The following is a 24911-nucleotide window of genomic DNA, read 5'->3' on the forward strand; positions in this document are numbered from 1 at the left end:
GCCTCAGGCGGGCTTGAGCGGGTCGTGGCCGATGGACATGAGCCGGTGCCGCCAGTGCGCCTCGCCCGCCGTGGGCTCCAGGTCGTCACGCCGCTGCTCGCGCACCCGCTCCACGACCTTGCGCATCACCCGCACGTCCTCGGTGGTCAGGTCCGTGCGCCGCTTGCGCAGCACCCGCAGCACCTCCTGGCCGGTGGGCGTGCCCGCCTGGTCGGGCACGGTCTCGCTGTCCTCGTCCGCCGAGCGGGTGCGCAGCCAGTCCTCCAGTTCGTGCGAGGTCATGTTCACCACGCGGTGGAACTCGTCCCACAAGGTGTCGGTCATGGGGGAGAGGTTGCCCCCCGCGCCGGCGCGTGAAACCGGACGTCTTTGCCGAACCCGAACATCCGCCGCACGCGCTCCACACCCTGTCCGGTGATCGTGGTGGTCATGAACCCATGGATCCGCCTCGCGGTCGTCACGACCGCCGCGTTCGGTCTCACGTCCACCGGCGTCGCGGTCGCGCAGGACTACGCGCCCATCACGATCAGCCCCGAACAGGTGAAGAAGCTGTGCGAGCAGCGCGTGCCGAAGGTCGAGGAGCGCATCACCCGGCTCACCACCCGCATCAACGGCCCGGCCGACGTGCCCGGTTCGACGGCCTGGCTGCGCGAGCAGGCGCGGCAGGCGCGTGAGGCGGGGGACACCGCCCGGGCCGAGCGGCTGGAGCGGCGGCTGGAGCGGCGTGACGCGCAGGTGGCCCGGCTGGGTGACGCGCAGCGTCGCGTGGACCGGTTCCAGGAGTCGCACTGCGGGGTGAGGTGAGGGGCGTGATCACGGCGGTCGTGCTGCTGTTCGCGGTGGTCGGGTGCCGTGCCGACGACGCCGTGCCCGCGGACCCCGGCTTCGACGGGATCGAGTCGACGCTGGACGGCGTCGAAGCCGAGGTGGACGAGCCGTAGCGCGTCAGTCGACGTCCGGCGTGTACTGGCCCTTGGCCATCGCGACCGCCGCGGCCAGCTCGTCCGCCGTGGCGGTGCCCGACGCGACCACCGCCGCCGCCCACGCGTCGATCGACCCGGCGTTGAACCGCTGGGTCTCCGGCGCGTTGGCGGCGGCGACGGGGTCGAAGTCGTCGCCCACCTCGCCCGCGACGTACAGGGCCAGGCCGAGCAGCGCGCCGTCCCACCCGGGGCCGACGTACAGCGCGCCCGCGCCGCTGCCCGCCATCGCCTTGGGCACGATGTGCTCCAGTTCGACGGTGGTCCGCTCGTCGTCGTCCTCGGTGAGGCGCAGCTCCACGACGCTGGTCGGTGCTCCCCAGGTCACCCTCAGCAGCTTCGATGGCGCACAGGTGAGGATTTCGCCGCTCGCGTTGCCCTCCACCTGGAAGCCGCCGCCCTCGCGCAGGTCGCCGCTGACCGGCAGGAACCAGCGCTTGAGCCGGTCCGGGTCGGTCACCGCGTCCCACACGTCCGCCGCCGTCGCGGCGTAGGTGCGGCGCAGCAGCACGCCGATGGTCTCGTCCGAGCCCGCGTTCACCTCGCGGTGGATGGCCTTGAGCTGGTCGGCGATGTCGATCACTGTTCTTCCTCCTTGAGTCGCCTCTCGCGCTTGCCGCGCGCGAGTTCGGTCGCGAGCGCGTCGAGGTGCCCGCTCCAGAACCGGCGGAACCGGTCGAGCCACTCGTCCACCTCGCGCAGTCCGCGGTCGTCCACCGCGTAGAGGCGTCGGGTGCCCTCCGCGCGGACGCGGGCGAAGCCGTTCTCGCGCAGCACCCGCAGGTGCTGGGAGACGGCCGGCTGCGAGATGCCGAACTCCCGGCGGACCACCTCCGTGACCGCGCCGGAGGTCTGCTCGCCGTCGGAGAGCAGCTCCAAGATGCGGCGACGGACCGGGTCGCCGAGTACGTCGAACGCGTGCACGACCAGCATCTTTCAGTCTGGGCTTATATAAGTCAAATCTAAGGCTCAGGAATTGTCGGTGGTCGGTGGCACTATCTCGAACGGATGTTCGGTACGCGTTCGAAGGGAGCCATGCGATGCGTGTTCGACTCGATCCCCGTCAGTGGCCCGGCCGTGTCATCCCCGAGACCGACGCCGAGATCGACACGGCGGTCGAGGCGCTCTGCCTGCGAGCCACCTGGCCCGACGCCCACCGCGCCGCCGTGCGCCGGGTCGTCGAGCCGTGGTTCGGCGAGGGGTGGAGCGTCGATGCCCTGCTCGCGGCGGTCGACCGCAGGCCGGACGGCACCAGGCAGGGCAGCCCGCGCAACCGCGACCAGGTGGCGCACGACTTCCTCCGTGCGCGGCTGAGGTCGTGGTGGCAGGGGGGCGCGCGGCGTGCGCGCCCCCCGGTGGCGGGCATGACGCTGGGCGCCTGGTGGCGGATCAACCGGCGCAACGCCCGCCTGACCGAGCCACGGCCCCGGCGGCCGTTGAGCGCGGCGGGCAGCTTGGCGCGCGAGCAGTCGCGGGAGCGGGTGCGGGCGCGGGTGAAGGACCCGGTGGAGCGGTCGCGCGAGTTGGCGCGGCGGCGGCAGGAGGTGCTGGACAGCCTGCTGGTGCCGGGGCAGCGGGTGCCGACGTTCGACGACGCCCGCAAACTGCTCGCCGACGTGCGACTGCCCGCGCACCCGGTGTGCAGTCGGTGCGGGTGCAGGCAGGGGGTGCTGCCGAACGCCGCTTGACACGTCCTTAGTCTGTGGTTCCCGACACGGTGAATTCGGCCGACGGGTCGTGTGCTTTCGGGTCGAGCTGGTGGCATCGACGTCCTGACTCGCGGGTGACCCCACGCCCGCGATGCCCCGACCGGCCACCCGAGCCGCGCGCGACCGGTCGTGACGCGTCCGGTCGACGTCCCTGTTCCGCAAGACTGTGGCCGTAGGAGTTGGCAGTGTCCTGGTTGTTCACCATCGTCCTGTGCGTGGCGGCGTTCGTGGCGGGCGCGGCAGTCGTCTGGCTGCGCCTGAACCCCACCATCCGCGACCTGCGCACCCGCCTCGACCAGCCAACCCCCACCTCCACCACCCCGACCACCGCAGCGAAGCCGGAAGCCGCGTCGGAACCCGAACCTGCCCGCACCCCGGTCGCCGCCACCACCCCGACCACCACCGCCACCGCCGCGATCCCTGCCCCGACGACCGCGCGGGAGCCGGAAGCCACGCCTGAGCCCGAGGTTGTCCGCGCCCCGGTGGCCGCCGAGATCCCCGCCGCCGCCACGACCACCGCTGCCGCCGCGACCCCTGCCCCGACAACCGCGCCTGAGTCGGAAGCCGCGTCGGAGCCCGAGCCTGCCCGCGCCCCGGTCGCCGCCAAGACCCCCGCCACTGCCGACTCCGCCACCAGCACCCCGGCCGCCTCCGCCACCGCCGCGATCCCCGCCCCGGCCGCCGCGCCTGAGTCGGAAGTCGCGCCTGAGCCGGAGGTTGTCCGCGACCCGGTGGCCGCCGAGACCCCTGCCGCCTCTGCCACCGCGACCGCCACCCCGGCCGCCGCGCCGAAGTCGGAAGTCGCGCCGGAGCCGGAGGTTGTCCGCGACCCGGTCGCCGCCGAGATCCCCGCTGCCGCCACGACCACCGCTGCCGCCGCGATCCCTGCCCTGACAACCGCGCCGGAGCCGGAGGTCGCGCCGGAGCCGGAGCCTGTCCGCGACCCGGTGGCCGCCGAGACCCCCGCCCCTGGCGCGATCCCTGCCCCGGCCGCCGCGCCCGAGCCCGAGTCCATCCGCGAACCGGTCGACACCAAGGCCCCTGAAGCGGTTGAGGTGCCGGAGGTCGTTGCGCGGCCGGAGGCCACTCAGGAGCCTGGGATCGTCGCGGCGCCGGAGGTCGCGTCGGAGCCGGAGGCGGTCGTGGAGCCGAAGGTTGTCCAGGTGCCGGAGGTCGTCGTCCAGGAGCCCGAAGCCGCCGAGGCGCTGCCCGTCAAGGCGAACTCCAAGTCGATGATCTTCCACACCCCCGACTCGCCGTACTACAAGCGCATGAAGGGCGATGTCACGTTCCGCTCGGTCGCCGAGGCCGAGCGCGCCGGCTACACGCAGTGGACCCCGAAGCCCAAGGCGGCCTCCTCCGCCCGCTGAGGTAGGCCGTCCGGACTACCCGTTCCTCCCGATCAGGCGAATAGGGTTACACCGCGCGGGTATTCACCGGTCGGGGTGACCTGATGCCAACGCGAGACCGCGGGCCGGGTGCCGGCGAGGTGCCCGGGCTCGCGCTGCACCGCACCGACATCGGCGGTGCGGCCGTGGTGCGTCCGACCGGCCGGCTCGACCTGACCACCTACCGCGAGCTGCGTGACGGCCTGCTCAAGTGCGCGGTGGACGAGCCGACGGCGGTCGTCGTGCGGTTGGGTGACGGGTTCGAGTGCGCCACGCCCGCGTTCCTGGCGGTCTTCGCCACGGTGCGGCTGCGCGTAGCGGAGTGGCCGGGCGTGCCGGTGATGCTGGTCGGCGAGTCGCCCTCGCACCGCCGGGCGCTGGCGGCCAACGGCATGCGCGCCGTACCTCGGTTCACCTCGCTGGCCGCCGCCCTGGCCGCGGTCGGACGCCCGCCCGACCGCACGTGCGACGAAACGGTGCTGCCGGACTCGCCGGCCAGCGGCCTGCTGGCCAGGCGGTTCGTCCGCGAGGCGTGCACCCGCCTGCGCGTCACGCACTTCGTCCACGACGCGGTCACCGTGGCCACCGAACTGGTCGAGAACGCCGTCCGGCACGGCCGCTCCACGCCGGTGCTGCGCCTGGAGCTGCGCGACGGCCGACTGACCGTCACAGTGCGCGACGACAACCCGGACCCGCCCCGCGAGCCGAAGCCCGAGCCGCGTCACCCGCGCGGCTGGGGCCTCACGCTCGTGTCGGCGCTGAGCCGCACGTGGGGCTGCTACCCGTGGCCGCGGGGCGGCAAGGTCGTCTGGGCGGTCCTGGGCGACTGACCGCGCTCAGCTGGCCTCGCCGACCGCTGACACGATCGTGAAGTGGCCGGTCAGGTCGGTCAGCGCCAACGGCTGGAGCACCACCCTCGTGGTCGCCACCAACCGCAGCGCCGCACCCTGCTCCTCGCACCGCGACCGCAGCGCGATCAGCAGGTTGATGCCGGTCGACCCGAGGAACGTCACGCCGGACAGGTCGAGCACCAGGGCGCGGCTGACGCCGCCGAGCCTGCGGCGGACGAACTCCTCCACCGCGGGCACCGTCGCCATGTCCAGCTCGCCGGCCACGGCGACGACCACCACGCCCACGGACGCCTCACGGGCCGTGAGCGTGACGGCGTCGGCGAAATCGTCCATGTCCACCCCTGGGTGCGGTCGGCAGGTGCGGCTGCCTGCTCGACCGCACCCAGCCTAGGCCCAAGGTGGTTGTGAGCGCCCGTCAGGACGCGTGCAGCTCCTTCTCGAGCTGCGCCTTGCTCATCCCGGACGCGCCCGACACGCCGGCGTTGCGCGCCTGCGCCAGCAGCTCCTCGCGGGTCGCCTCACCCGGCCGGTCGCCCAGGTGCTTCGCCCGGCTCTCCGCGAACGCGCGCCCCAGCTCCTCGCGCCGCTGGTCGTCGAGCCGCTCGCGCATGCCGGGCAGCACCGACGACTCCTCTTCCTCGACGTGGTGGGTCACGGACTCGACCAGCTCGCGCAGCACGCCGTCGAACGCGGGCGACGTCGGGTCGGTCGCGGCCAGCTTGGCCAGCAGCTGCTCGGCCTCGGCGTGCTCCTCCTGGCTGTGCTCGACCTCCTCGGTCTCGCCCGCCTCGTCCTTGGCGACCGGGTAGACCTCGGCCTCCTCCGCGCGGCTGTGCGCGGTGAGCACGGAGACCAGCACGGGCACCAGCAGCGGGCGCTTCTCCGGGTGGTCCTTCAGCTCGGCGAACAGCCGCTCCACCTCGCGGTGGTCCTGCATGATCAGATCGACAACGTCGGGCATTGCTCCTCCGTCACTCGTGGTGGCGCAGGAGTAGTACCCGGGATTCAGCCGATCACGCGTCGGATGACGTTCACCGGTCCGATGGACTCGATGTCCTGGACCTTGACCGGCACGCCCTCGGTGGAGGCGTGCACGGCCCGCAGGCCGTCGATCGCCATCGCCACGTGCGTCTGACCCGAGTAGTAGATGATCAGGTCGCCGGCCCGGACCTCGTCGCGCGACACCGACCGGCCGATGGTGGCCTGGCCGTAGGTGGTGCGGGGGATCGCGATGCCCGCCGTCCGGTACGCCGCCTGCATGAGGCTGGAGCAGTCCCAGGTGTTCGGGCCGTTCGAGCCGTACACGTAGTCCTTGCCGCGCTGGGCCAGCGCGAACGCCAGCGCCTCGCCCGCCTTGCCCGCCGGCACGGGGATCGCGCTCATGTCGCCCTTGTTGTTCAGCGCCGCGCGCTGCGCGGGGCTCAACGAGCGGTAGGCGTCCCGGGCCTGGGCGATCTGGCCGTCCAACGCGGCCTTGCGCTGGTCGATGTCCGCGATGGCCTTGTTCGCGGCGCCGGCCGCCTCGCCCGCCCGGTGGGCGGCGTCGTTGGCCAGGTCCACGGCGTCGGAGAGCCCCTGCAACGCCTCCGCGTTGTCACCGGCCAGCACGCCGAGGGCGGACATGCGGTTGAGGAAGTCCTGCTGCGAGTCGCTGACCAGCAACGCGGACAACTGGCTGAACCGCGCGCCCTCGAACGAGGCTTCGGTGAGCAGGTCGACCTGGCCGCGCAGCGCTTCCTGGGCCTGCTGGGCCGCGGTGAGGTCGCGGTTGGCCTGGTCGAGCGCGCCCTGGGCGCCGGCCAGCGCCTCCTGCGCCCGCAGGTGCTCCTCGTTGAGCGCCTCGGCCTCGTGGGAGAGATCGGTGTACCTCTTCAACGCCTCGGCGGCGTCGGGTGCCTCGGGCTGGGCGACGGCCAGGTGCAGGGGCATCGCGCCGCCGAGCAGCGCGGCGACAGCGGTGGCCGTCAGGGCGGCGCGGACGGTGCGCTGAGCGGATTTCGACGCCACGGTTCGCGCGATCCTCCTTGAGCCGGGTGGGGGCCCGAACGGGTCACCCCCGCTCAGGTCTCGGACAGGTTACGGAACCCGTCCACGCCCGTCCATGAGGGGTCCGCTTCCGTGACCTGCCGACTCAGGCGACGGCGGCGGAGTGGGTGAACTCGCCGGCGCGCACGCCGCGCATGAACATCTCCCACTCGCCCCGCGTGTAGCGCAACGCGGTGCCGTCGTGGCGGGAGCGCAGGATCGTGCCGCCGCTCGGCGCGGGCAGGACGGCCAGCGCGCCGTCGACGTCGACCGCCCCCGCCAGCAACTGGCGCAGGAAGTCGTCCCACCGCGCGGCGTCGAGCGTGATCACGGGACCGTCGCCGCGGTCCTTGGTGTCCCGCACCCGGACCGCGTCGCCGTCGAACCGGACTTCGACGCAGTCACCCGATGCCGTGCTGAAGCTGCTCTTGAACCAGCCGCGCGTCAGTGCCGAGGAGGTGAAAGACATCAGTGCTGCTCCATCTCGTGGTAGACCGCATCGATGAACTCGCGCGAGTCGCGGTCGTCGAGCGCTCGGTCGAACGTCTCCGCGAAGCTCGCCGTCGATTCGAGTATTACTTGGCGTTTGTCGATGATGACACCGCTGATCGCTGTCTCCTGGTACATCAAGTCGCCGAGCCTGTTGGAGCGAAAGGAAAGGATCTTCAACGCCGCGCCGAGCAACGGGTGCGCCCCGGCCGTGAAAGGGATGACCCGGATGCGGACGTGATCGCCCTTGCGGTCCAGGACTTCCAGCAGGTGGGCGAGTTGCCGCCGCATCGCGTCGAGTTCGCCGACCCGTTGGCGCAACGCGGCTTCGCCGAGCACGACGTCGAGCCGCAACGGGTGATCGCCGTCGAGCCGCAGTTGGCGCGCCAGCCGGGTTTCCAGCCTCGGCCCGACGTCGACCGGCCGGATGTAGGGCGTGCCGGCCTGCATCACCGCCCGCGCGTAGTCGGCGGTCTGCAACAGCCCCGGGATGATGTCCGGCGCGTACTCGTAGACCTTCTCCGCGCCCGCCTCCAGCCCCAGCAACCGCAGGAACTCGTCGGAGTACAGGCGCGCGTAGTCGTACCACCACTCGCGCCGCTCGGTCCGCGCCCGCATCGATTCCAGGTCGGCGCGTTCGTCGTCCGGCAGCTCGTAGGCGTCGGCCAGGTCGTCGAGCTTCGCCGCGGTGAGGCGGCGCTTGCCGGACTCGATCGCGGAGAGGTTCGTGCCGCCGATGCCCGTCGCCTTGCCGACCGCCGCGGCCGTGAACCCGAGCCGTTCCCGGTGCTCCCGCAGCCGCAGCCCGAGCTCCCACGCCTGCACCGTGCTGGAGGTCGGGGCGTCGTCGCCCATGTCCTTGGTCCCGTCGTTCTGTGGTCACGACGACACAGAGCGTAGCGATGGTCCACTCGTTCGATGAATCGACATCCCGATAAGTATCACGATAGCTTCGCGGGGGACAGCGTTCCCGTCGAAGGTGATCACTTGATGGAACTCAAGCCCGCGTTGCGCAGCCGCCTGCTCGGCCTGGAACTGCGCCGGGTCCGCGAGGCCAACGGCCTGACCGTGGCCGAACTCGCCTCCCGAACGCGGCAGTCGCCGCAGCGGATCCGGGAGCTGGAGAACGGCGTCGCGGAGTCGCGGACGCCCGACCCGACCATGTGGTGCGCGTGGGGCACGGAGGCGACCAGCGTGATCAACGTGCTGTGCCGCGCCGCGGAGCGGATCGACGTGCTCGCGCCGCTGGGGCTCAACCCGGTCTTCGAACAGCTCGACCCCGACCGCTGCACCGTCTACGTGCTGGAGGGCACCGCGATCGACCGCACCGACGTCACGGTGCGGGTGATCCCGCGCGGCGCCGGGTACTGCCCCGGCGTCGAGCACCCGTTGACCCGGTTCACGCTCGCGGACGGCCCGGCCGTCGTCTTCTACGCCTACCTGCACCGCGCGATGTTCACCGAGGAGGCCCGGCACCTGCGGTCGGCGTACGAGCTGTTCGAGTGCCTAGCCGAGCTGACGCGCGGCTAGCTCGAGCCCGGTGAGGTCCGTGCGCCCGCCGGGGTGGCGGACCGCGCGACCCGCGGCGGCCGTGGCCAGCCTGCCCGCGTCGTCCGGGGCGTCACCCCGCGTCAGGGCCACGGTCAACGCGGCCACGAACGCGTCACCGCCGCCGGTCGTGTCCACGACGTCCTCGTCGGTCAACCCGATCACCGCCGAACCGCCGTCCCACGTCAGCACGTTCGCCTCGCCCGGCACCTCCAGCGCCACCACCGACGGGCCGCGCGCCAGCAGCTCGCGCCCCGCCCGCACGGCCGCGTCCGCCCCGGTGATCGACCGCCCGGTCAACGCCTCCGCCTCGCGGTGGTCGGCGCGGACCACGTCGGCGGCGGCCAGGAGCTCGGCCTCGCGCCCGGCCGGCGCGCCGTCCAGCACGACCAGCCCGCTCGCCGCGCGCACCGCCGCCAGCGCCGCGTCGGCCGGTTGCTGCAACTGCACGACCACGGCGTCCGCGCCGGTCAGCGTCGACGCCGCGGCCCGCACGTCGTCGACCGTCACCAGGGTCGCCTCGGGGACGTCCTCCAGGTACCGGTACGCGCCGTCGCACACGACGTCCACGATCAGGGCCGTCCGGGTGCCCCGCCGGCACACCACGGCGGCCGTCGCTACGCCGTCCGCGTCGAGCCGCTCGACCAGCGAGCGGCCCTCCCGGTCGTCCCCGACGACGCCCACCAGCGCGGCCGTTGCGCCGAGCTGCCTGGTGCCCCGGGCGATGTTCGCGCCCTTCCCGCCGAGCATTTCGCGACGTTCCAGGACCTCCGCGCCGGCACCCGATCCGGGCACTTCGGGCACCACCAAGACCAGGTCACGGGCTATCTGACCGACCACCGCGATCCGCATGCCAAGGCGGTACCCGACGGCAACCAGTTGAAACGAGTCGTTGACGTGGCGTCACCAGTAATGCGATCGTGATTCTGGGAGCGCTCCCAGCCTCGTGGTTCACAGATCACCGTCGATCTGAAGGAGAAGGTCCTTGCGACTCAAGCGCTTTGGGGCGTTGGCCGTGGCCGCGCTCGGTATCGTCGGTGTGACCAGCGTCTTCGTCCAGAGCGGCGTGGCGTTGGCGCACGGGTCGATGACCTACCCCGCCAGCCGCACCTACGCCTGCTACGAAGACGGCAGGGCGGGCAGCGGCGGCGGTGACCTGAACCCGACGAACCCGGCGTGCGTCGCCGCGGTCCAGATCGGTGGCAAGCAACCCCTGTGGGACTGGTACGGCAACCTGATCAGCCTGGCGGGCGGCCGGCACCGCGAGATCATCGCGGACGGCGACCTGTGCGGGCCGACCACCAAGTACGACGCCTACAACCTGCCCCGCGCCGACTGGCCGACGACCACGTTGCAGGCGGGCGCGCGGATCAACTTCAAGTACAACGCGTGGGCGCCGCACCCCGGCACCTGGGACCAGTACGTCACCAAGGACGGCTTCGACGTCACGCAGCCGCTGAAGTGGTCCGACCTGGAGCCGGTGCCGTTCGACAGCATCACCAACCCGGTGGCCGTCGGCGGCGAGTACTCGTGGAACGGCACCCTGCCGAACAAGAGCGGCCGCCACATCATCTACTCGATCTGGCAGCGCAACGACAGCCCCGAGGCGTTCTACAGCTGCTCGGACGTGATCTTCACCGGCGGCAACAGCGGCGGTGACACCCAGGCGCCCACGGCCCCGGGCACGCCCACCGCGACCGCCACGGCCGACGCGGTGTCCCTGAGCTGGTCCGCGGCCACGGACAACTCCGGCGTCAGCGGCTACACCGTGTACCGGGAGGCCGGCGCCACCGACGTGGCGGTCGCGACGACGTCGACCACCTCGGCCACCGTCACCGGCCTGGCCGCCGACACCGCGTACCAGTTCTACGTGGTCGCGCGGGACGCGGCGGGCAACACCTCGCCGCCCTCGGCCGTGGTGTCGGTGCGGACCGCCACCGGCGGCGGCACGACGCCGGGCGCGTGCTCGGTGACCTACAGCGTGCCCAGCTCGTGGTCGGGCGGCTTCACCGCGAACGTGACGGTGAAGAACACGGGCACCAGCGCGGTCAACGCGTGGCAGCTCGTCTGGGACGTCCCCGCCGGTCAGGGGATCAGCCAGGCGTGGTCGGCCGAGGTCGCCGTCTCGGCGGGCAAGGCCACCGCGAAGGGCGCGAGCTGGAACCAGAACATCCAGCCGGGCCAGTCGGCGACCTTCGGGTTCAACGGGACGTCGCAGGGGACGCCCGTGAAGCCGACGTCGTTCGCCCTCAACGGCGCTTCCTGCGCCGCGGCCTGATGTTGGGTCGATGCGCGGCCGTGGTCGCGCTCCTGGTGGGGTCGGTCGCCTGCTCCTCGGCGGCGACCGACCCCGCCGGCCTCGTCGGCGCCAACGGCCTGGGCGCCAACGCCCTCGGCCCACCGCTGGCCACCCCGGCGGAGGTCGGCGAGTGGGTCCGGGAGAAGACGGGGCAGTGCGACGAGGTCGTGCCGCGGACGATGGAGGAGTTCACCGACTTCGTCGGCCCGCTGCGGGCGAAGCTCTACGCGCCGCACGTGGCGGAGTGGGCGACGTGCGCGGCGGGGCCGTACGAGCGGCTCGGGCTAGTGGTGTTCCGGCGCGAGCAACTGAAGGACTTCCAGCAGGCGTGGCAGGCCGCGATGGCGAGCGGCGAGGTGTCCGACAACCCGGACTTCGGGTTCGGCAACGGCTTCGCGCTCAGCGGCACGCTCGGCCTGGAAGTGCTGGGACTGCACGAACTGCGTTGCACACCGGTGGAGCCCGGTGAGGAGGTGGGGCACACCCAGCCCGCGGAGGCGGAGGGGTGCACCTACGTCCAGAAACCGGGCCACCACCACTAGAGGCGGCTCGTCAGCGTGGCGCGGCGGTGCTCTGACGCACCACCAGCGTGGTGGCAAGCTCGATTCGGCGGTGTTCGGGCTCTTCACCACGTGCCAACGTGATGGCGAGACGGGTGCCCGCCGCGGCCATGTCCTGCAGCGGCTGCCGGACCGTGGTCAGCGGCGGGCCCACCCATTGCGCGACCGGGAGGTCGTCGAAGCCGATGACGCTGAGGTCTTCGGGGATGCGCAGGCCGGCCGCCCGTGCCGCCTCGTAGACGCCGAGGGCCTGCAGGTCCGACCCGGCGAAGACGGCCGTGGGCGGGTCGGGCAGGTCCAGCAGCGGCGCGAACTGGGCGCGCCCGGACTCCACGTGGAAGTCGCCGTAGCGGACCAGTGCGGGGTCGTAGGCCAGGCCCGCGGTCTCCAGCGCGGCGCGGTAGCCGTCCACGCGGGCGCGGCTGCACAGCACCCGTTCCGGGCCGCCGATCATGGCGATGCGGCGGTGGCCCAGCTCGATGAGGTGGCGGGTGGCGGTCAGGCCGCCGTTCCAGTTGGTGGCTCCTATGGAGGGCGTCTCCAGCTGGGGTTCGCCGATGGGGTCGACCACGACGACCGGGATGTCCCGCGCGCGCAGCTTCGCCAGTTGCGAGGACGTGAGGTCGGAGAAGACCGAGATCACGGCCAGGGGCTTGCGGGCGATGACGCCCTCCAGCCAGCCGTGACCGGGCGTGAGCCTGCCCTGGGACTCCGACAGCACGAGCGCGAGGCCCTGCTCGGCGGCGACCTGCTCCGCACCGCGGATGATCTCCAGCGCCCAGGCGCTTTCCAACTCGTGGAACATCAGTTCCACCAGGTTGGACCGTCGCGACCGCTCGTCCGCCCGTCGCTGGTAGCCGTGCCTTCGGATGATCGCCTCGACCCGTTCCCGGGTGTGCGGAGCGACGTCCGCGCGACCGTTCATCACTTTCGAAACAGTCGGAACCGAGACCCCGGCCTCTGCCGCGATGGCGGCAATGGTGATCTTGCCCGAGGCTGTGCCATCCGAGGGTGACGGGTCGGCTTTGGTCGGCATGGGGGCAGTCTACGGCAGCCCCGCCCAGTTCCGGCCGCTGGACGCGGGAGAGCGGCGGTGGGTTGTTCGTCACGCGGTGTGCGCGTTACCGGGTCGAAACATTCGCTACGTGGATCGAAACTGTCGAATGTCCGGTTGCTCCCACTGCCCGCACTGACGAGGTTACCCAACCCCAGACGACCCTAACCACCAAATGAGACTGTCCCGAGCGTTGAACTCACCGGTCCTGAACGTAGGACACGCGCGTTCCGAGCGTAGGACTCACGCGCGAGTCCTACGTTCGGAACGCGCGTGTCGAGCGCTCGGGACCGGTGAGTTCGACGGTGGGGGAGGCTCGGGCCCGCTGGGAGAGGTGTGGCGGGCCCGAGCCCGGTCGGGTCAGCCCCGGCGGCGCGTGCCGCCGAGCGAGAGGTCGTCGCGCAACGCCCGGTAGGCGGGCTTGGCGGCGAAGTTCTCGTCGAGGATGTTGGCCGCACCTTCACCCTCGAACACCCCGGGCACCCAGGAGTACTTGTCCGTGTACCCCCAGACCGTGAACGACAGGCACCGCGGCGTGAGCAGGCATGCCTTGAGCATGGTGCTGTAGACGTTCGCCTGGGCCTGGAGCTTCACCGAGTCGGACGGCATCACCATCCGCACGTCGGCCTCGGTCACCGCGGTGCGCAACCCCAGGGCGTCGAACCGCCCCAGGTTCTCCCGCATCGTCTGCGGCGCGTAGCCCGCCGTGTGGTGGGCCTGCACGCCGACGCCGTGGATCGGCACACCCTGTCGCTTCAAATCCCGCACGAGGGCGTACACGCCGTCGCTCTTGGCGTTGACGTCCTCGATGTTGTAGTCGTTGTAGAACAGCAGCGCGCCGCGGTCGGCCTCGTGCGCCCACCGGAACGCGTCCGCGACGTACCCCGGCCCCAGCGCCCGCAGCCAGACGGTGTCACGCAGCGTCCCGTCCTCGTTGAACGCCTCGTTCACCACGTCCCACTGCCAGATCTTGCCCTTGAAGTGCCGCACGGTGGTCTGGATGTGCGCCTTCAGCACCGAGCGCAGCTCGGTGGCGGGCAGGCTCGACAGCCACGCCGGGTTCTGGTTGTGCCAGACCAGCACGTGCCCGCGCACGCTCTGCCGGTTGGCCCGCGCGAACGCCACCAGCTCGTCCGCCGGGCCCCACTGGTACCCACCGCGGGTGGGCTCCAGGGCCTCCCACTTCATCACGTTCTCGGCCGTGACGCTGTCGAACTCCGACGCGATCCGCTCGCGGTACACCTGGTCGTTCGCCAGCGCCGCCATGTCGACGGCGGTGCCGATGCCCAGGTCGTGCCGTGCCGCGAGCTGCCGGAGCGTCGGCTCCGGCGCCGCTGCCGCCGCGGGTGCGACGGCAGCGGCCAACGACCCCACGACCGCCAGAACGAGCGCGACTGTGCGCATGGACGTCCCTTCCGAGCCAACGAGCCGAAGAGAACCGGACCTACTTGCCGAAACCGGCCGTGAGGCCGCTGAGCAGGAACCGCCGCCCGATCAGGTACACCACGAAGATCGGCAGCACGGACAGCGTCACGGCCGCGAGCAGCGCCGGCACGTTCGTGCCGAACTGCCCCTGGAAGTCCCACAGCCCGAGGGTGAGCACCCGCGACGATTCCGACTGGGTGAGCACCAACGGGAAGAGGAACCCGTTCCACGCGTTGAGCGCCGTGTAGACCACGACCGTCATGATCGCCGGCCGCGCCAGCGGCAGGACCAGCGACACGAGCACCCGCATCGGGCCGGCGCCGTCGATCGCCTGCGCCTCGTACAGCTCGCGCGGCACGTCACGCAGGCTGTTGACCAGCACGAGCATCGCCACCGGCAGCGCGAACGCCGCTGTCGGCAGGATGATCGCGGTCAACGTGTCGTACAGCTGCATCCGGGTGATCATCAGGTACACCGGGATGATCGTGGCCTGCGCGGGGATCGCCAGCCCCATCAGGAGCAGGGTGAACCCGCGCTGCACGAACTGGCTGGTGTTGCGCACCACCGCGTACGCGGCGGGCACGGTCACCAGCACCACGATCGCCACCGTCGCCACGGTCACGATCACGTTGTTCAGCAGGTACTGGCCGAAACCGCCGGTCAGCACGGTGACGTAGTTGTCCAGGGACAACGCGTCCGGCATCTCCCACACGCTCTTGCCGAGGTACTCGGCACGCGTGCGCAGCGACACCGTGACCAGGTAGAGCAGTGGTCCGACGACGATCGCCAGCCACACCAGGGCGAAGATCCCGGCGGGCCAGTTGGGACGAGACTTCACGACCCCTCCTGCTGGCTGCTCATCTGGCGGAACCCGCTCCAGCGCATCACCGCGAGCGACAACGCGGTGCCGAGCACGACCAGCACGACCGCGATCGCGCTCGCGTAGCCCATCTCGAACCCGCTGAAGCCGGTGATGTACATGTGCAGCGGCAGGATGCGGGTCGCGGTGCCCGGTCCGCCGTTGGTCAGGATGAGCACGGTGTCGAAGGTGGTCAGCGAGCCGACCAGCATCAGCACCGACGACGTGACGATCGTGTACCGCAGCTGCGGCAGCGTGATGTGCCGGAACTTGCTCACCCGCGAGGCGCCGTCGATGGTCGCCGCCTCGTACAGGGACGGCGGTACCGCCCGTGCCGCGCCTTGGTAGAGCAAGGTGTGGAACGGGATGAACTGCCACGAGATCACGAGCACCACCGTGTAGAGCGCGATGTCGGGGTCGCCCAGGAACAGCGGTCCGCCGACGAACGCGCCGAAGTTCGGCTCGAGCAGCGCCTGCCACAACAACGCGATGGCGGCCGTGGACAGCAGCAGCGGCAGGAAGAAGATCGAGCTGAGCACCGCCCGGGACCGCTGCTTGCCGGCCGCCCAGACCCCGATCAGCAACGCGATCGGGGTCTGGACGAGCCACGACACGACCATCAGCACCAGGGTCCGCCACACCGAGGCACGCGCCTCGGCGTCGTCGAGCAGCCGGGACCAGTTCTCGCCGCCGTTGAGCGTCGGTGTGCCCAGCCCGTCCCAAGCGGTGAAGCTCAGGTAGATCACGAGCAGCATGGGCAACGCGGCGAACAGGGCGAAGAACGCGAACGCCGGCACGGCATACCAGGCCGAAGGCCGCTGGGACGACATCAGCGCGCGGCCACCGCGTCGACGAACTGCTGCGGCGAGACCTTGCCCAGGAAGAACTCCTGGAGCTGCGTGAGCATGGAGGTCGCCTTGTCGGCGGGCAGGTCCTGGTCCCAGGACAGCTGGAAGTTCTTCGACTCCAGCACCAGCTCGTAGATGAAGGACGCGTACTCCGGGTTCGGCGACTTCTTGAGCTTCTCCTCGGCGCCCACCACCGGCGGGACGTCACCGGCCTCGATCAGCGCCTCGACGTAGGAGTCCTTGTGCAGCTCGGTGGTGACGAACTTCTTCGCCGCGTCCAGGCTCTTCGAGTCCTGGGTGGCCGAGTAGAAGTTGCTCACGTTGCCGACGAGGTTGCCCGCGTCGCCCTTGCCGCCGGGGATCGACGGGAACGCCACCCAGCCCAGGTCGCCGTTCTTCACGAAGTCCGGGCTCTGGTCGAGCTGGTTGGTGTACTCCCACGAGCCCATGAGGTGCATCGCGGCCTTGCCCTGCGCCAGGATGGTCGACGCGCCACCGGCGTCGTAGCCGACGGAGGCGAAGTTGCTGCCGAACGCGCCCCGGTCGATGAGGTCCTTGAGCTTGGTCATGGACTCGACCACGGCCGGGTCCTTCCAGCCCTCGGGGCCCTTGTCGCGGATGTTCTTGAACACCTCCGGGCCGGCGACGCGGTCGAGCACGTACTCGGCCCACATCAGCTCGGTCCACGCCTGCGTGCCGGCCAGGGCGATCGGGGTGATGCCCTTGGCCTTGAAGGTGTCCACCAGCGTGAGCAGCTCGTCCCACGTGGTCGGAGGCTGGGCGCCCGCCTCGGTGAAGACCTTCTTGTTGAAGAACAGCAGCACGGGCTGCATGCCGCGCATCGGCACGCCGTAGTACTTGTCGCCGAGCTTCGCGCCGTTCAGCACGCTGGGGATGAACGCGTCCTTGGCGGCCTTGTTCTCCTCCAGCACGGAGGTCAGGTCGGCCACCTTGCCGGCGTCGACGTACTCCTTGAGGTTGCCGCCGCCCCAGTTGAAGAACAGGTCGGGGGCCTGGGGGGAGCCGATGGCGACCCGGAGCCGCTGCTTGTACGGGTCGTTGCCGAACGTCTCCAGCGAGGCGTTGCCACCGCCGGCCTTGAACGAGTCGATCGACTTGTTCTCGATCTTGTTGAGGACCGGGTCCTCGAGCGCCCAGATCTTCAGCGCGCCCGCGTTGCTCTCGCCCGGACCGGACGTGCCACACGCGGACACCATTGCTGTCACGGCGACTAGCCCCATCGCGATGAGGGGACGCACCCATGAACGGCGGGACATGCGACCGCCACCCTTCTGCCACGCTGCGGATTTGTTCGTGGCATCGAAATATTTCGAAACATCCACGACTTGCGCAGACCTTAGGCGGGTGTCCAATCGGTGTCAAGCGTCACCATTCGGCGTGTCTCGGTGATGTTTCTGCACGTCAGGAGGTCACTCTTGTGTTTCGATCGAGTTTCGATACTATCGGCGCATGCGTCGAGCCACGTTGGCCACGATTGCCGCAGCAGCGGGGGTGTCTCTCCCGACGGTGTCCAAAGTCCTCAACGGGAAGGACGACGTCGGCGCGGAGACCAGGGCTCGTGTGCGGCAGTTGCTCGCCGAGTACGACTACGTGCCGGTGGGGTCCCGCAGGGCCTCCGGCCACCTGCTGGTGGACCTCGTGTTCACCGCCCTGGACAGCCCCTGGGCGGTGGAGATCATCCGTGGCGTCGTCGACACCGGACTGCACGTCGTGGTGTCGTCCACGGACAAGCCCCGTCAACACACGTCGTGGGCGGCGTCGCTGGTCGAGGCCAGGCGCGCGGGCGCGCTCCTGGTCACCTCCCAGCTGACCGCCGCCGACCGGCGGGTGCTGGCCAACTCCCGCATCCCGGTCGTGGTCATCGACCCGGTGGACCTGCCGCAGCCGAACGTGCCCAGCGTCGGCGCGACCAACTGGGCCGGCGGCCTGGCCGCCACCGAACACCTCCTGCGCCTCGGCCACCGCCGGGTCGGCGTCATCGGCGGACCGGCCGGGATGCTGTGCAGCCGCGCGCGGGTCGACGGCTACCGCGCCGCGCTGGACCGCGCGGGCATCGCGTTCAACCCCGAACTGGTCAAGCACGGCGACTTCAAGCACGAGGGCGGGTTCCGCCGCGCGGCCGAGCTGCTGGCGCTGCCGGACCGGCCGACGGCGATCTTCGCCGGCAACGACGAGCAGGCATTAGGCGTGATCGAGGCGGCCCGCGTCGTGGGCCTGTCCGTGCCGCAGGACCTGAGCGTGGTCGGGTTCGACGACCTGCCGGTCGCGGTGTGGTCCTCGCCCGCCCTCACCACCGTGCGCCAGCCACTGACCGAGATGGGCCGCCACGCGGGCCGCATGCTCGCCGACCTGATCGCGGGTCGCCCCGTGGAGACCGAACGGGTGGAACTGGCCACCGAACTCGTCGTCCGATCGTCAACGAAGGAGCCGCCGTGCTGAACCCCTGGGCCGATCCCGGAAAGCCGACCGGTGAGCGGGTCGCCGCCTTGCTGGCCGAGCTGACCCTGGAGGAGAAGCTGGCCCAGCTGGTGGGCGTGTGGGTCGGTATCTCCGAGGGTGAGGAGGTCGCGCCCGCGCAGCACGAGTTCGCCGAGCCCCTGCCGCCGTGGGACGAGCTGACCAAGCCCGGCCTCGGCCAGCTGACCCGGGTGTTCGGCACGGGACCGGTCGACCCGCTGGTCGGCGCGAAGGTGCTGGCCGAGACGCAGCGCAAGCTGGTCGCCAACACCCGGTTCGGCATCCCGGCCATGGCGCACGAGGAGTGCCTGTCCGGCTTCACCGCCTGGCAGGCCACCGTCTTCCCGACCCCGCTCGCGTGGGGCGCCTCGTTCGACCCGGAGACGGTCGAGCGGATGGCACGCGAGGTGGGTCTGGCGATGCGCGACGTCGGCGTCCACCAGGGATTGGCGCCGGTGCTCGACGTGTCGCGCGACCCGCGGTGGGGACGCACCGAGGAGACCATCGGCGAGGATCCGTACCTCGTCGGTCTCCTCGGTGCCGCCTACACCAAGGGCCTGGAGTCCAGCGGGATCGTGGCCACCCTCAAGCACTTCGCGGGCTACTCGGCCTCGCGCGGCGGGCGCAACCACGCGCCCGTGCACATGGGGCCGCGCGAGTTCGCCGACGTGGTGCTGCCGCCGTTCGAGATGGCGTTGCGCCTGGGTGGCGCGCGGTCGGTGATGAACTCCTACGCCGAGGTCGACGGCGTGCCGCCGGCCTCCGACCCGGCCCTGCTGACCGACCTGCTGCGCGAGCAGTGGGGCTTCACCGGCGTGGTGGTCGCGGACTACTTCGCGGTGTCGTTCCTGGAGACCGCGCACGGCGTCGCCGGCTCGCCGGGTGAGGCCGCCGCGCTGGCGCTGGCCGCCGGCATCGACGTCGAGCTGCCCAGCGTGCGCTGCTACGGCGAGCCGCTGGCCGAGCTGGTGCGCTCCGGCGAGGTCGACGAGGCGCTGGTGGACCGCGCGGTGACCCGCGTGCTGACCCAGAAGTGCGAGCTGGGCCTGCTGGACGAGGGCTGGCAGCCGGAGTCGCCCGCGGTGCTGCGCGGCGAGCCGGTCGACCTCGACCCGCCCGCGCTGCGCGACCTGGCCCGCACGATGGCCGAGCGCTCCGTGGTGCTGCTGGACAACGCCGCCGACGTGCTGCCGCTGCGCGACGCGGGCAAGCTCGCCGTCGTCGGCCCGTGCGCGGACGACCTGCTGGCGCTGATGGGCTGCTACGCGTTCCCGAACCACGTGGGCGTGCAGCACCCCGAAGTGGCGCTCGGCGTCGAGATGGACACGATGCTCGAAGCGGTGCGCAAGGAGTTCCCGGCCGCCGCGGTCACCACCGCCAAGGGCTGCGAGGTCGACGGCGACGACCGGTCGGGCATCGAGGACGCCGTGGCGGTCGCGCGTGAGGCCGACGTGGTCCTGGCCGTGCTGGGCGACCGGGCCGGGCTGTTCGGCCGCGGCACCTCCGGCGAGGGCTGCGACGCCGAGGACCTGACCCTGCCCGGCGTGCAGGGCGAGCTGCTGGAGCGGCTGCTGGCGCTGGGGGTTCCCGTGGTGCTGGTCCTGCTCACCGGACGGCCGTACGCGCTCGGGAAGTACCTGGAGCCCGCCACTGGAGTGAACTCGCGGCCCGCCGCGGTCGTCCAGGCGTTCTTCCCGGGCGAAGAGGGCGCGGGCGCGGTGGCCGGCGTGCTCAGCGGGCGGGTCAACCCGTCCGGCAAGCTGCCCGTGCAGGTGCCGCGCGGCTCCGGCGGCCAGCCGACCACCTACCTGCACCCGCCGCTGGGCGGTCCGGGCGGGGTCAGCTCGGTCGACCCGTCGCCCGCCTACCCGTTCGGGCACGGCCTGTCGTACACGACGTTCGAGCTGTCCGACTTCGCCGCCGGCGCGCAGTTCCCGGCCGACGGCGAGATCGAGGTGTCGTGCCTGGTGCGCAACACCGGCGACCGGTCCGGCGCCGAGGTCGTGCAGCTCTACCTGCACGACCCGGTGGCCAGCGTGACCCGCCCGGTGCGCCAGCTCGTCGGCTTCGCCCGGGTCGAGCTGGAGGCGGGCGCGGCCACCGAGGTCACGTTCCGCCTGCACGCCGACCGCACCTCGTTCACCGGCCGCGACGGCAAGCGGATCGTCGAGACCGGCGACGTCGTGCTCCAGGTGGGCTGCTCGAGCCAGGACATCCGTTGGGAGCACTCGGTGCCGCTCACCGGCGAGCCGCGCGTGGTCGGCCACGACCGCGTGCTGGTGACCCCGGTGACCACCACCGCACGGTGACCCGCTGACCACTCCGTCACGATGAGGTGACCCATGAGGTTGGTGCCCTTGCTGGTGCCGCTGGCACTGCTCGTGCCGGCGGCGCCGGTGGCGGCGACGCCCGCCCCGCACGGCCCGTCCCGGGTCGAGGGGTACGTCGTCGACGACCCGGGACCGGGACGCTTCCCGTTGGCGTCGCGGGGCAAGGCCGCGTCCCTCGTGGTCAGCGATGCCGACCACCCCGGCGTGGTGCGCGTCGTCGGCGACCTGCGCGACGACGTCGAACGCGTCACGGGCGTGCGGCCGGAGATCACCTCCGAGCCGCGCGGCGACGTGGTCATCGTCGGCACGGTGGGCCGCAGCCCGCTGATCGACGGCCTGGTCGAGCGGGGCAGGCTCGACGTGTCGTCCATCGAGGGCAAGTGGGAGACCTCGCTCCAGCAGGTCGTGCACGACCCGATGCCGGGCGTGCGGCGCGCGTTCGTCATCGCGGGCAGCGACCAGCGCGGCACGATCTTCGGCGCGTACGACGTGTCCCGCGAGATCGGCGTGTCGCCCTGGTACTGGTGGGACGACGTCACCCCGGCCCGGCGCACCGAGCTGCACGTGCTGCCGGGCCGGCACGGCCAGGGCACGCCCAAGGTGAAGTACCGCGGGTTCTTCATCAACGACGAGAACCCGGCGCTGGGCACCTGGGCCCCGGCGCACTTCGGCGCGGGGCACGCCCCCGGCCACCCGGCGGGCTTCAACCACCACTTCTACGCCAAGGTCTTCGAGACCTTGTTGCGGCTCAAGGCCAACTACCTGTGGCCCGCGGTGTGGGGCCGGGCGTTCGCCGAGGACGACCCGCTCAACCACGCCACGGCCAAGGCGTACGGCGTCGTCATGGGCACCTCGCACGAAGCGCCGATGATGCGCGGCATCGAGGAGTGGAACCGGCACGCGAAAGCCGGCACGGGCGACCCGTACGGCGGCAACGGCGAGTGGAGCTTCCGGCGCAACCGCGACGCCATCGAGCGGTACTGGTCCGACGGCGTGCGGCGGATGAAGGACGAGGGCTTCGAGGGCGTGGTGACCCTCGGCATGCGCGGCAACGGCGACGTGAGCCTGCCCGACGGCGACGGCATCGAGCTGATGCGGGAGATACTCGCCGCCCAGCGCGAGATCCTGGCCCGGGAGGGCATGGCGGACGTGCCGCAGGTGCAGACCCTCTACAAGGAGGTCCAGCGCTACTGGGACAAAGGGCTGCGCCCACCGGACGACGTCACCGTCGTGTTCGCCGACGACAACTGGGGCAACATGCGCAAGCTGCCCGCCCCGGGGCTGGAGCCGCGCTCGGGCGGGTACGGCCTGTACTACCACTTCGACTACGTCGGCGGCGGGCGCAACTACAAGTGGGTCGACACCAACCTGCTGCCCAACGTGTGGGACCAGCTGCACCAGTCCTACGAGTACGGCGTCGACCGGCTGTGGGTCGTCAACGCGGGCGACATGAAGGGCAACGAGCTGCCGTTGCAGTTCTTCCTCGACTACGCCTGGGACCCGCAGCGCTGGCCGGTGGAGAAGCTGGGGCAGTGGGAGAGGCGTTACGCGGCGCAGAACTTCGGCGCGCGACCGGCCGCCGAGATCGCCTCGGTGCTGCGCGAGTACGGCAGGCTCCAGTCCGACCGCAAGCCGGAGCTGCTCAACCGCAAGGCCACCGGTGAGGGCAAGGCGATCGTCTACGACGACCAGGCGTCGCCGTTCAGCCTCACCGACTACCGCGAGATCGAGCGCGTCACGGAGCAGTGGCAGCGGCTGGCGGAGAGGTCCGAGCGCGTCCGCGCCACACTGCCGCCGTCGTCGCAGGACGCCTACCACCAGCTCGTGCACTACCAGGTGAAGGCGACGGCGAACCTGTACGCGTTGCGGCTGGCGGAGTTCACCAACCTGCTCTACGTGCGGCAGGGGCGTGCGTCGGCCAACGCGCTGGCCGACGTCACCGACGCGCGGTTCGCCGACGACCAGGCGATGTCGGACTACTACAACACCGTGCTGGCGGGCGGGAAGTGGCGCGGCTTCCAGACCCAGCCGAAGATCGGCTACGGCGACGTGGCGCGGTACGGGCCCAACGCGCCGTGGCAGCAGCCCGAGCGCGACAACCAGGCGTTGCCGGACGAGGTGTTCCCGGCCGTCAAGCGCATCGCGCTGCCGCAGGTGGCCGAGCTGGGCGTGGCCGTCGACGGCTCCGACCAGTGGTGGCCCGCCGCCGGGGGATCGCCGGTGCTGCCCGCGTTCAGCCCGCACCAGTCCCAGCCGGCGCAGTACGTCGACGTGTTCAACCGCGGCTCCATCCCGTTCGACTACTGGGCCACGTCGGGCGCGGCGTGGCTGGAGGTCGACCGGCCGCACGGCACCGTGCACGACCAGGTCCGGCTGACCGCGCACGTCGACTGGGCGCGTGCGCCCAGGGGCCGGACCACCGTGCCGATCACGATCACCGGCGCGGGCGTGCTGGTGACCGTGCAGGCCGTGGTGGAGAACGACCTGGTGGACCCGCGCGGTTTCGTGGAGGCCAACGGTTACGTCTCGATCGAGGCCGCCAACGCGACCCGGGTCGTGGACGGCGACGGCGTGCGGTGGCAGCGGGTGCCCGACCTCGGCCGCACCGGCGACGGCGTGGAGCCGTTCCCGGTCACCGCGCCGAGCCGTGAGCCGACCGGGCCGCGGCTGGAGTACGACCTGACCGTGCGGTCCACCGGGCCGGTGACCGTGTGGGCGTACCTGTCACCGCGCAACCCGGTGCTGTCCGGGCCGGGCCTGCGCTACGCCGTGTCGTTCGACGACCAGCCGCCGCAGGTCGTCGACATCACCGCGGCCACCGGCGCGAACGACACCACCATGAACCGCCAGTGGGAGCGCAACACCTCGGACAACGTCAACAAGACCGCCACCGGGCACCACCTCGACGCGGGCGTGCACACGCTCAAGTTCTGGATGGTCGACCCCACCGTGGTGGTCCAGAAGCTGGTCGTGGACACGGGAGGGCTCAGGCCGAGCTACCTGGGGCCTCCGGAGAGCCGCCGAGTCCACTGACCGGGCTGGGGCGTGAGGGGGACTATGGCGGTGGCCCCCCTCACGCCCCGCTTTCCCACCCGCCTCAGAGGTGGGCGCGCAGGTGGCGCAGCTTGCGCTCGTCGTGCACCCGAGGCGTGGTGTGGCCGCTGAACGGGAACACCGCCATCTCCTTCGGCGCGGTGATCTCGTTGTATGCCGCGTAGACCGTGGACGGCGGGCACACCTCGTCCATCAGACCCACGCTGAGCAACGAGGTCGCGGTGATCCGCTTGGCCAGCAACGCGCCGTCCACGTACCGCAGCGTGTCGAGCGCGGCCGGGATCAGGTCGACGTGCTGCGCCAGGAACTTCGCGATCTCCCCGTACGGCTCGGCGTCGGTGATGGTGACGGCGCGCTGGAAGTCGCACAGGAACGGCACGTCGGCGTGGCAGACCTTCACCGCCTCGCCGTTGAGCGCGGCGGCGGCCAGCGCCAGCCCGCCGCCCTGGCTGCCGCCGGACACCGCGAGCCGCGCCTCGTCCACCCCGTCCAGCGAGGCGGCCACCTCGACCGCGCGTGCCGCGTCCACCATGAGCCGCGTGACGTAGTAGGTCTCGGGGCTGGCGATGCCGCGCGTCATCACGCCGGGGTGCTCGGGGCCCGCGAACCCGGAGTCCGGCGTCGCGCCGAGCGTCCACCGCCCGCCTTGGCCGCGGGTGTCCATCACGAACACCGCGTAGCCCACCGACGGCAGCAACGCGTGCTCCGAGGGCAAGCCGCGCCCGCCGCCGTACCCGATGTAGCACACCACGGTCGGCAGGGCCTCGACACCGGAACCGGCCGGGCGGATGTACCAGCCGCGCACCCGGTCGCCGTTGTAGCCGGAGAACTCGACGTCCCAGACGGACAGCGGCCCGTAGGCGTCGGCCGCGTAGGGCGTGAGCACGGGCGGCAACGCGGCGGCCCGTGCCTCCTCCAGCCGGGTCTTCCACCACAGGTCGAGGTTGTCCGGCTCGGCGGTGTCGGTCCGGTACAGCGCCAACTCCCGCTCGGAGAGGTCGAACCAGGGCACGG

General features: G+C 71.6%; 26 protein-coding genes. 11 read left to right on the plus strand and 15 right to left on the minus strand.

Annotated features, from left to right (window positions below; genetic code table 11):
• Positions 1-3: 3 nt before the first annotated feature.
• The gene (locus tag LZG04_RS30740; protein ID WP_233823508.1) at positions 4-324 is read right to left on the minus strand and encodes a DUF3140 domain-containing protein; all 321 of its coding nucleotides are present in this window, start codon (positions 322-324) and stop codon (positions 4-6) included.
• Between the two features lie 105 nt (positions 325-429).
• On the opposite strand from LZG04_RS30740, the gene LZG04_RS30745 reads away from it, so the two are divergent.
• Positions 430-804: a hypothetical protein gene (locus LZG04_RS30745; protein ID WP_233823510.1), complete on the plus strand. Its 375-nt coding sequence runs from the start codon at positions 430-432 to the stop codon at positions 802-804.
• 5 nt (positions 805-809) lie between these two features.
• Positions 810-941 (plus strand): hypothetical protein, encoded by a 132-nt coding sequence (locus tag LZG04_RS42085; RefSeq protein ID WP_267938390.1) that lies wholly within the window; start codon positions 810-812, stop codon positions 939-941.
• A 4-nt stretch (positions 942-945) separates the two neighbouring features.
• Here LZG04_RS42085 and LZG04_RS30750 read toward each other — a convergent pair whose 3' ends face one another.
• Together LZG04_RS30750 and LZG04_RS30755 are read right to left on the minus strand one after the other, a co-directional pair.
• On the minus strand, positions 946-1563 hold the full coding sequence (locus LZG04_RS30750; protein WP_233823512.1) for an SRPBCC family protein: 618 nt from the start codon (positions 1561-1563) through the stop codon (positions 946-948).
• On the minus strand, positions 1560-1904 hold the full coding sequence (locus LZG04_RS30755) for a helix-turn-helix transcriptional regulator (protein WP_233823746.1): 345 nt from the start codon (positions 1902-1904) through the stop codon (positions 1560-1562). Before LZG04_RS30755 ends, LZG04_RS30750 begins: the two co-directional genes overlap by 4 nt.
• A 116-nt stretch (positions 1905-2020) precedes the next feature.
• On the opposite strand from LZG04_RS30755, the gene LZG04_RS30760 reads away from it, so the two are divergent.
• The 3 genes from LZG04_RS30760 to LZG04_RS30770 all read left to right on the plus strand — a co-directional run bounded on the left by LZG04_RS30760 (position 2021) and on the right by LZG04_RS30770 (position 4907).
• A complete protein-coding gene (locus LZG04_RS30760) occupies positions 2021-2668 on the plus strand; it encodes a hypothetical protein (RefSeq protein WP_233823514.1) in 648 nt (215 codons plus the stop codon).
• Positions 2669-2904: 236 nt separating this feature from the next.
• Positions 2905-4059 carry a hypothetical protein gene (locus tag LZG04_RS30765; protein WP_233823516.1) on the plus strand — a complete coding sequence of 385 codons (1155 nt, stop codon included), beginning with the start codon at positions 2905-2907 and terminating at the stop codon, positions 4057-4059.
• An 83-nt stretch (positions 4060-4142) separates the two neighbouring features.
• Positions 4143-4907: an ATP-binding protein gene (locus LZG04_RS30770; protein WP_233823518.1), complete on the plus strand. Its 765-nt coding sequence runs from the start codon at positions 4143-4145 to the stop codon at positions 4905-4907.
• 6 nt (positions 4908-4913) lie between these two features.
• Here the strand turns inward: LZG04_RS30770 and LZG04_RS30775 are convergent, their stop codons facing one another.
• The 5 genes from LZG04_RS30775 to LZG04_RS30795 all read right to left on the minus strand — a co-directional run bounded on the left by LZG04_RS30775 (position 4914) and on the right by LZG04_RS30795 (position 8297).
• Complete coding sequence (locus tag LZG04_RS30775; protein WP_233823520.1) at positions 4914-5261, minus strand: STAS domain-containing protein; 348 nt, start codon at positions 5259-5261, stop codon at positions 4914-4916.
• 82 nt (positions 5262-5343) lie between these two features.
• Positions 5344-5889: a hemerythrin domain-containing protein gene (locus tag LZG04_RS42090; RefSeq protein WP_267938392.1), complete on the minus strand. Its 546-nt coding sequence runs from the start codon at positions 5887-5889 to the stop codon at positions 5344-5346.
• A 44-nt stretch (positions 5890-5933) separates the two neighbouring features.
• On the minus strand, positions 5934-6935 hold the full coding sequence (locus LZG04_RS30785; RefSeq protein WP_233823522.1) for a C40 family peptidase: 1002 nt from the start codon (positions 6933-6935) through the stop codon (positions 5934-5936).
• Positions 6936-7059: 124 nt separating this feature from the next.
• Positions 7060-7422 carry a DUF397 domain-containing protein gene (locus LZG04_RS30790; RefSeq protein WP_233823524.1) on the minus strand — a complete coding sequence of 121 codons (363 nt, stop codon included), beginning with the start codon at positions 7420-7422 and terminating at the stop codon, positions 7060-7062.
• On the minus strand, positions 7422-8297 hold the full coding sequence (locus LZG04_RS30795; protein ID WP_233823526.1) for a helix-turn-helix transcriptional regulator: 876 nt from the start codon (positions 8295-8297) through the stop codon (positions 7422-7424). The genes LZG04_RS30790 and LZG04_RS30795 overlap by 1 nt, the downstream gene beginning before the upstream one ends.
• Positions 8298-8432: 135 nt before the next feature.
• Between LZG04_RS30795 and LZG04_RS30800 the strand changes: the two genes are divergently transcribed.
• On the plus strand, positions 8433-8972 hold the full coding sequence (locus LZG04_RS30800; protein ID WP_233823528.1) for a Scr1 family TA system antitoxin-like transcriptional regulator: 540 nt from the start codon (positions 8433-8435) through the stop codon (positions 8970-8972).
• On the opposite strand, the gene LZG04_RS30805 is transcribed toward LZG04_RS30800, so the two are convergent.
• Complete coding sequence (locus LZG04_RS30805; protein ID WP_233823530.1) at positions 8949-9842, minus strand: PfkB family carbohydrate kinase; 894 nt, start codon at positions 9840-9842, stop codon at positions 8949-8951. The two genes, LZG04_RS30800 and LZG04_RS30805, sit on opposite strands and share 24 nt — an antisense overlap.
• Positions 9843-9975: 133 nt before the next feature.
• Between LZG04_RS30805 and LZG04_RS30810 the strand changes: the two genes are divergently transcribed.
• Together LZG04_RS30810 and LZG04_RS30815 are read left to right on the plus strand one after the other, a co-directional pair.
• Positions 9976-11268: a lytic polysaccharide monooxygenase gene (locus LZG04_RS30810; RefSeq protein WP_233823532.1), complete on the plus strand. Its 1293-nt coding sequence runs from the start codon at positions 9976-9978 to the stop codon at positions 11266-11268.
• Positions 11269-11288: 20 nt separating this feature from the next.
• Positions 11289-11831 carry a hypothetical protein gene (locus LZG04_RS30815; RefSeq protein ID WP_233823534.1) on the plus strand — a complete coding sequence of 181 codons (543 nt, stop codon included), beginning with the start codon at positions 11289-11291 and terminating at the stop codon, positions 11829-11831.
• Positions 11832-11841: 10 nt separating this feature from the next.
• On the opposite strand, the gene LZG04_RS30820 is transcribed toward LZG04_RS30815, so the two are convergent.
• From LZG04_RS30820 to LZG04_RS30840, 5 genes are all read right to left on the minus strand, one after another.
• Positions 11842-12885, minus strand: a complete 1044-nt coding sequence (locus tag LZG04_RS30820) for a LacI family DNA-binding transcriptional regulator (protein ID WP_141976779.1) — start codon at positions 12883-12885, stop codon at positions 11842-11844.
• Between the two features lie 378 nt (positions 12886-13263).
• A complete protein-coding gene (locus tag LZG04_RS30825) occupies positions 13264-14307 on the minus strand; it encodes an endo-1,4-beta-xylanase (RefSeq protein WP_233823537.1) in 1044 nt (347 codons plus the stop codon).
• 40 nt (positions 14308-14347) lie between these two features.
• A complete protein-coding gene (locus tag LZG04_RS30830; protein ID WP_233823539.1) occupies positions 14348-15166 on the minus strand; it encodes a carbohydrate ABC transporter permease in 819 nt (272 codons plus the stop codon).
• Positions 15163-16017, minus strand: coding sequence for a carbohydrate ABC transporter permease (locus tag LZG04_RS30835; protein ID WP_233823541.1), 855 nt, complete (start codon positions 16015-16017; stop codon positions 15163-15165). Before LZG04_RS30835 ends, LZG04_RS30830 begins: the two co-directional genes overlap by 4 nt.
• Positions 16017-17276, minus strand: a complete 1260-nt coding sequence (locus tag LZG04_RS30840; protein WP_233823543.1) for an extracellular solute-binding protein — start codon at positions 17274-17276, stop codon at positions 16017-16019. The genes LZG04_RS30835 and LZG04_RS30840 overlap by 1 nt, the downstream gene beginning before the upstream one ends.
• Positions 17277-17505: 229 nt before the next feature.
• Here LZG04_RS30840 and LZG04_RS30845 point away from each other — a divergent pair, with 229 nt between their 5' ends.
• Genes LZG04_RS30845 through LZG04_RS30855 form a run of 3 tightly spaced genes read left to right on the plus strand, consistent with a single transcriptional unit; the run spans position 17506 to position 23876 of the window.
• Positions 17506-18495: a LacI family DNA-binding transcriptional regulator gene (locus LZG04_RS30845; protein ID WP_233823545.1), complete on the plus strand. Its 990-nt coding sequence runs from the start codon at positions 17506-17508 to the stop codon at positions 18493-18495.
• A complete protein-coding gene (locus tag LZG04_RS30850; RefSeq protein WP_233823547.1) occupies positions 18489-20822 on the plus strand; it encodes a glycoside hydrolase family 3 N-terminal domain-containing protein in 2334 nt (777 codons plus the stop codon). Before LZG04_RS30845 ends, LZG04_RS30850 begins: the two co-directional genes overlap by 7 nt.
• A 33-nt stretch (positions 20823-20855) precedes the next feature.
• Positions 20856-23876: a glycosyl hydrolase 115 family protein gene (locus tag LZG04_RS30855; protein ID WP_233823549.1), complete on the plus strand. Its 3021-nt coding sequence runs from the start codon at positions 20856-20858 to the stop codon at positions 23874-23876.
• Positions 23877-23940: 64 nt separating this feature from the next.
• Here LZG04_RS30855 and LZG04_RS30860 read toward each other — a convergent pair whose 3' ends face one another.
• Positions 23941-24909 (minus strand): alpha/beta fold hydrolase, encoded by a 969-nt coding sequence (locus LZG04_RS30860; protein WP_233823551.1) that lies wholly within the window; start codon positions 24907-24909, stop codon positions 23941-23943.
• Positions 24910-24911 lie beyond the last annotated feature (2 nt).

The sequence above is a fragment of the Saccharothrix sp. S26 genome (genome assembly GCF_021390395.1).
In the GTDB taxonomy this organism is placed as follows: domain Bacteria; phylum Actinomycetota; class Actinomycetes; order Mycobacteriales; family Pseudonocardiaceae; genus Actinosynnema.

What these genes read in the sequence shown, in the direction of transcription:
- LZG04_RS30740 (WP_233823508.1), bottom strand. Translation starts at nt 324, where the DNA reads ATGACCGACACCTTGTGGGACGAGTTCCACCGCGTGGTGAACATGACC.
- LZG04_RS30745 (WP_233823510.1), top strand. Translation starts at nt 430, where the DNA reads ATGAACCCATGGATCCGCCTCGCGGTCGTCACGACCGCCGCGTTCGGT.
- LZG04_RS30760 (WP_233823514.1), top strand. Translation starts at nt 2,021, where the DNA reads ATGCGTGTTCGACTCGATCCCCGTCAGTGGCCCGGCCGTGTCATCCCC.
- LZG04_RS30770 (WP_233823518.1), top strand. Translation starts at nt 4,143, where the DNA reads ATGCCAACGCGAGACCGCGGGCCGGGTGCCGGCGAGGTGCCCGGGCTC.
- LZG04_RS30775 (WP_233823520.1), bottom strand. Translation starts at nt 5,261, where the DNA reads ATGGACGATTTCGCCGACGCCGTCACGCTCACGGCCCGTGAGGCGTCC.
- LZG04_RS42090 (WP_267938392.1), bottom strand. Translation starts at nt 5,889, where the DNA reads ATGCCCGACGTTGTCGATCTGATCATGCAGGACCACCGCGAGGTGGAG.
- LZG04_RS30790 (WP_233823524.1), bottom strand. Translation starts at nt 7,422, where the DNA reads ATGTCTTTCACCTCCTCGGCACTGACGCGCGGCTGGTTCAAGAGCAGC.
- LZG04_RS30795 (WP_233823526.1), bottom strand. Translation starts at nt 8,297, where the DNA reads ATGGGCGACGACGCCCCGACCTCCAGCACGGTGCAGGCGTGGGAGCTC.
- LZG04_RS30800 (WP_233823528.1), top strand. Translation starts at nt 8,433, where the DNA reads ATGGAACTCAAGCCCGCGTTGCGCAGCCGCCTGCTCGGCCTGGAACTG.
- LZG04_RS30805 (WP_233823530.1), bottom strand. Translation starts at nt 9,842, where the DNA reads ATGCGGATCGCGGTGGTCGGTCAGATAGCCCGTGACCTGGTCTTGGTG.
- LZG04_RS30820 (WP_141976779.1), bottom strand. Translation starts at nt 12,885, where the DNA reads ATGCCGACCAAAGCCGACCCGTCACCCTCGGATGGCACAGCCTCGGGC.
- LZG04_RS30825 (WP_233823537.1), bottom strand. Translation starts at nt 14,307, where the DNA reads ATGCGCACAGTCGCGCTCGTTCTGGCGGTCGTGGGGTCGTTGGCCGCT.
- LZG04_RS30835 (WP_233823541.1), bottom strand. Translation starts at nt 16,017, where the DNA reads ATGTCGTCCCAGCGGCCTTCGGCCTGGTATGCCGTGCCGGCGTTCGCG.
- LZG04_RS30840 (WP_233823543.1), bottom strand. Translation starts at nt 17,276, where the DNA reads ATGGGGCTAGTCGCCGTGACAGCAATGGTGTCCGCGTGTGGCACGTCC.
- LZG04_RS30845 (WP_233823545.1), top strand. Translation starts at nt 17,506, where the DNA reads ATGCGTCGAGCCACGTTGGCCACGATTGCCGCAGCAGCGGGGGTGTCT.
- LZG04_RS30855 (WP_233823549.1), top strand. Translation starts at nt 20,856, where the DNA reads ATGAGGTTGGTGCCCTTGCTGGTGCCGCTGGCACTGCTCGTGCCGGCG.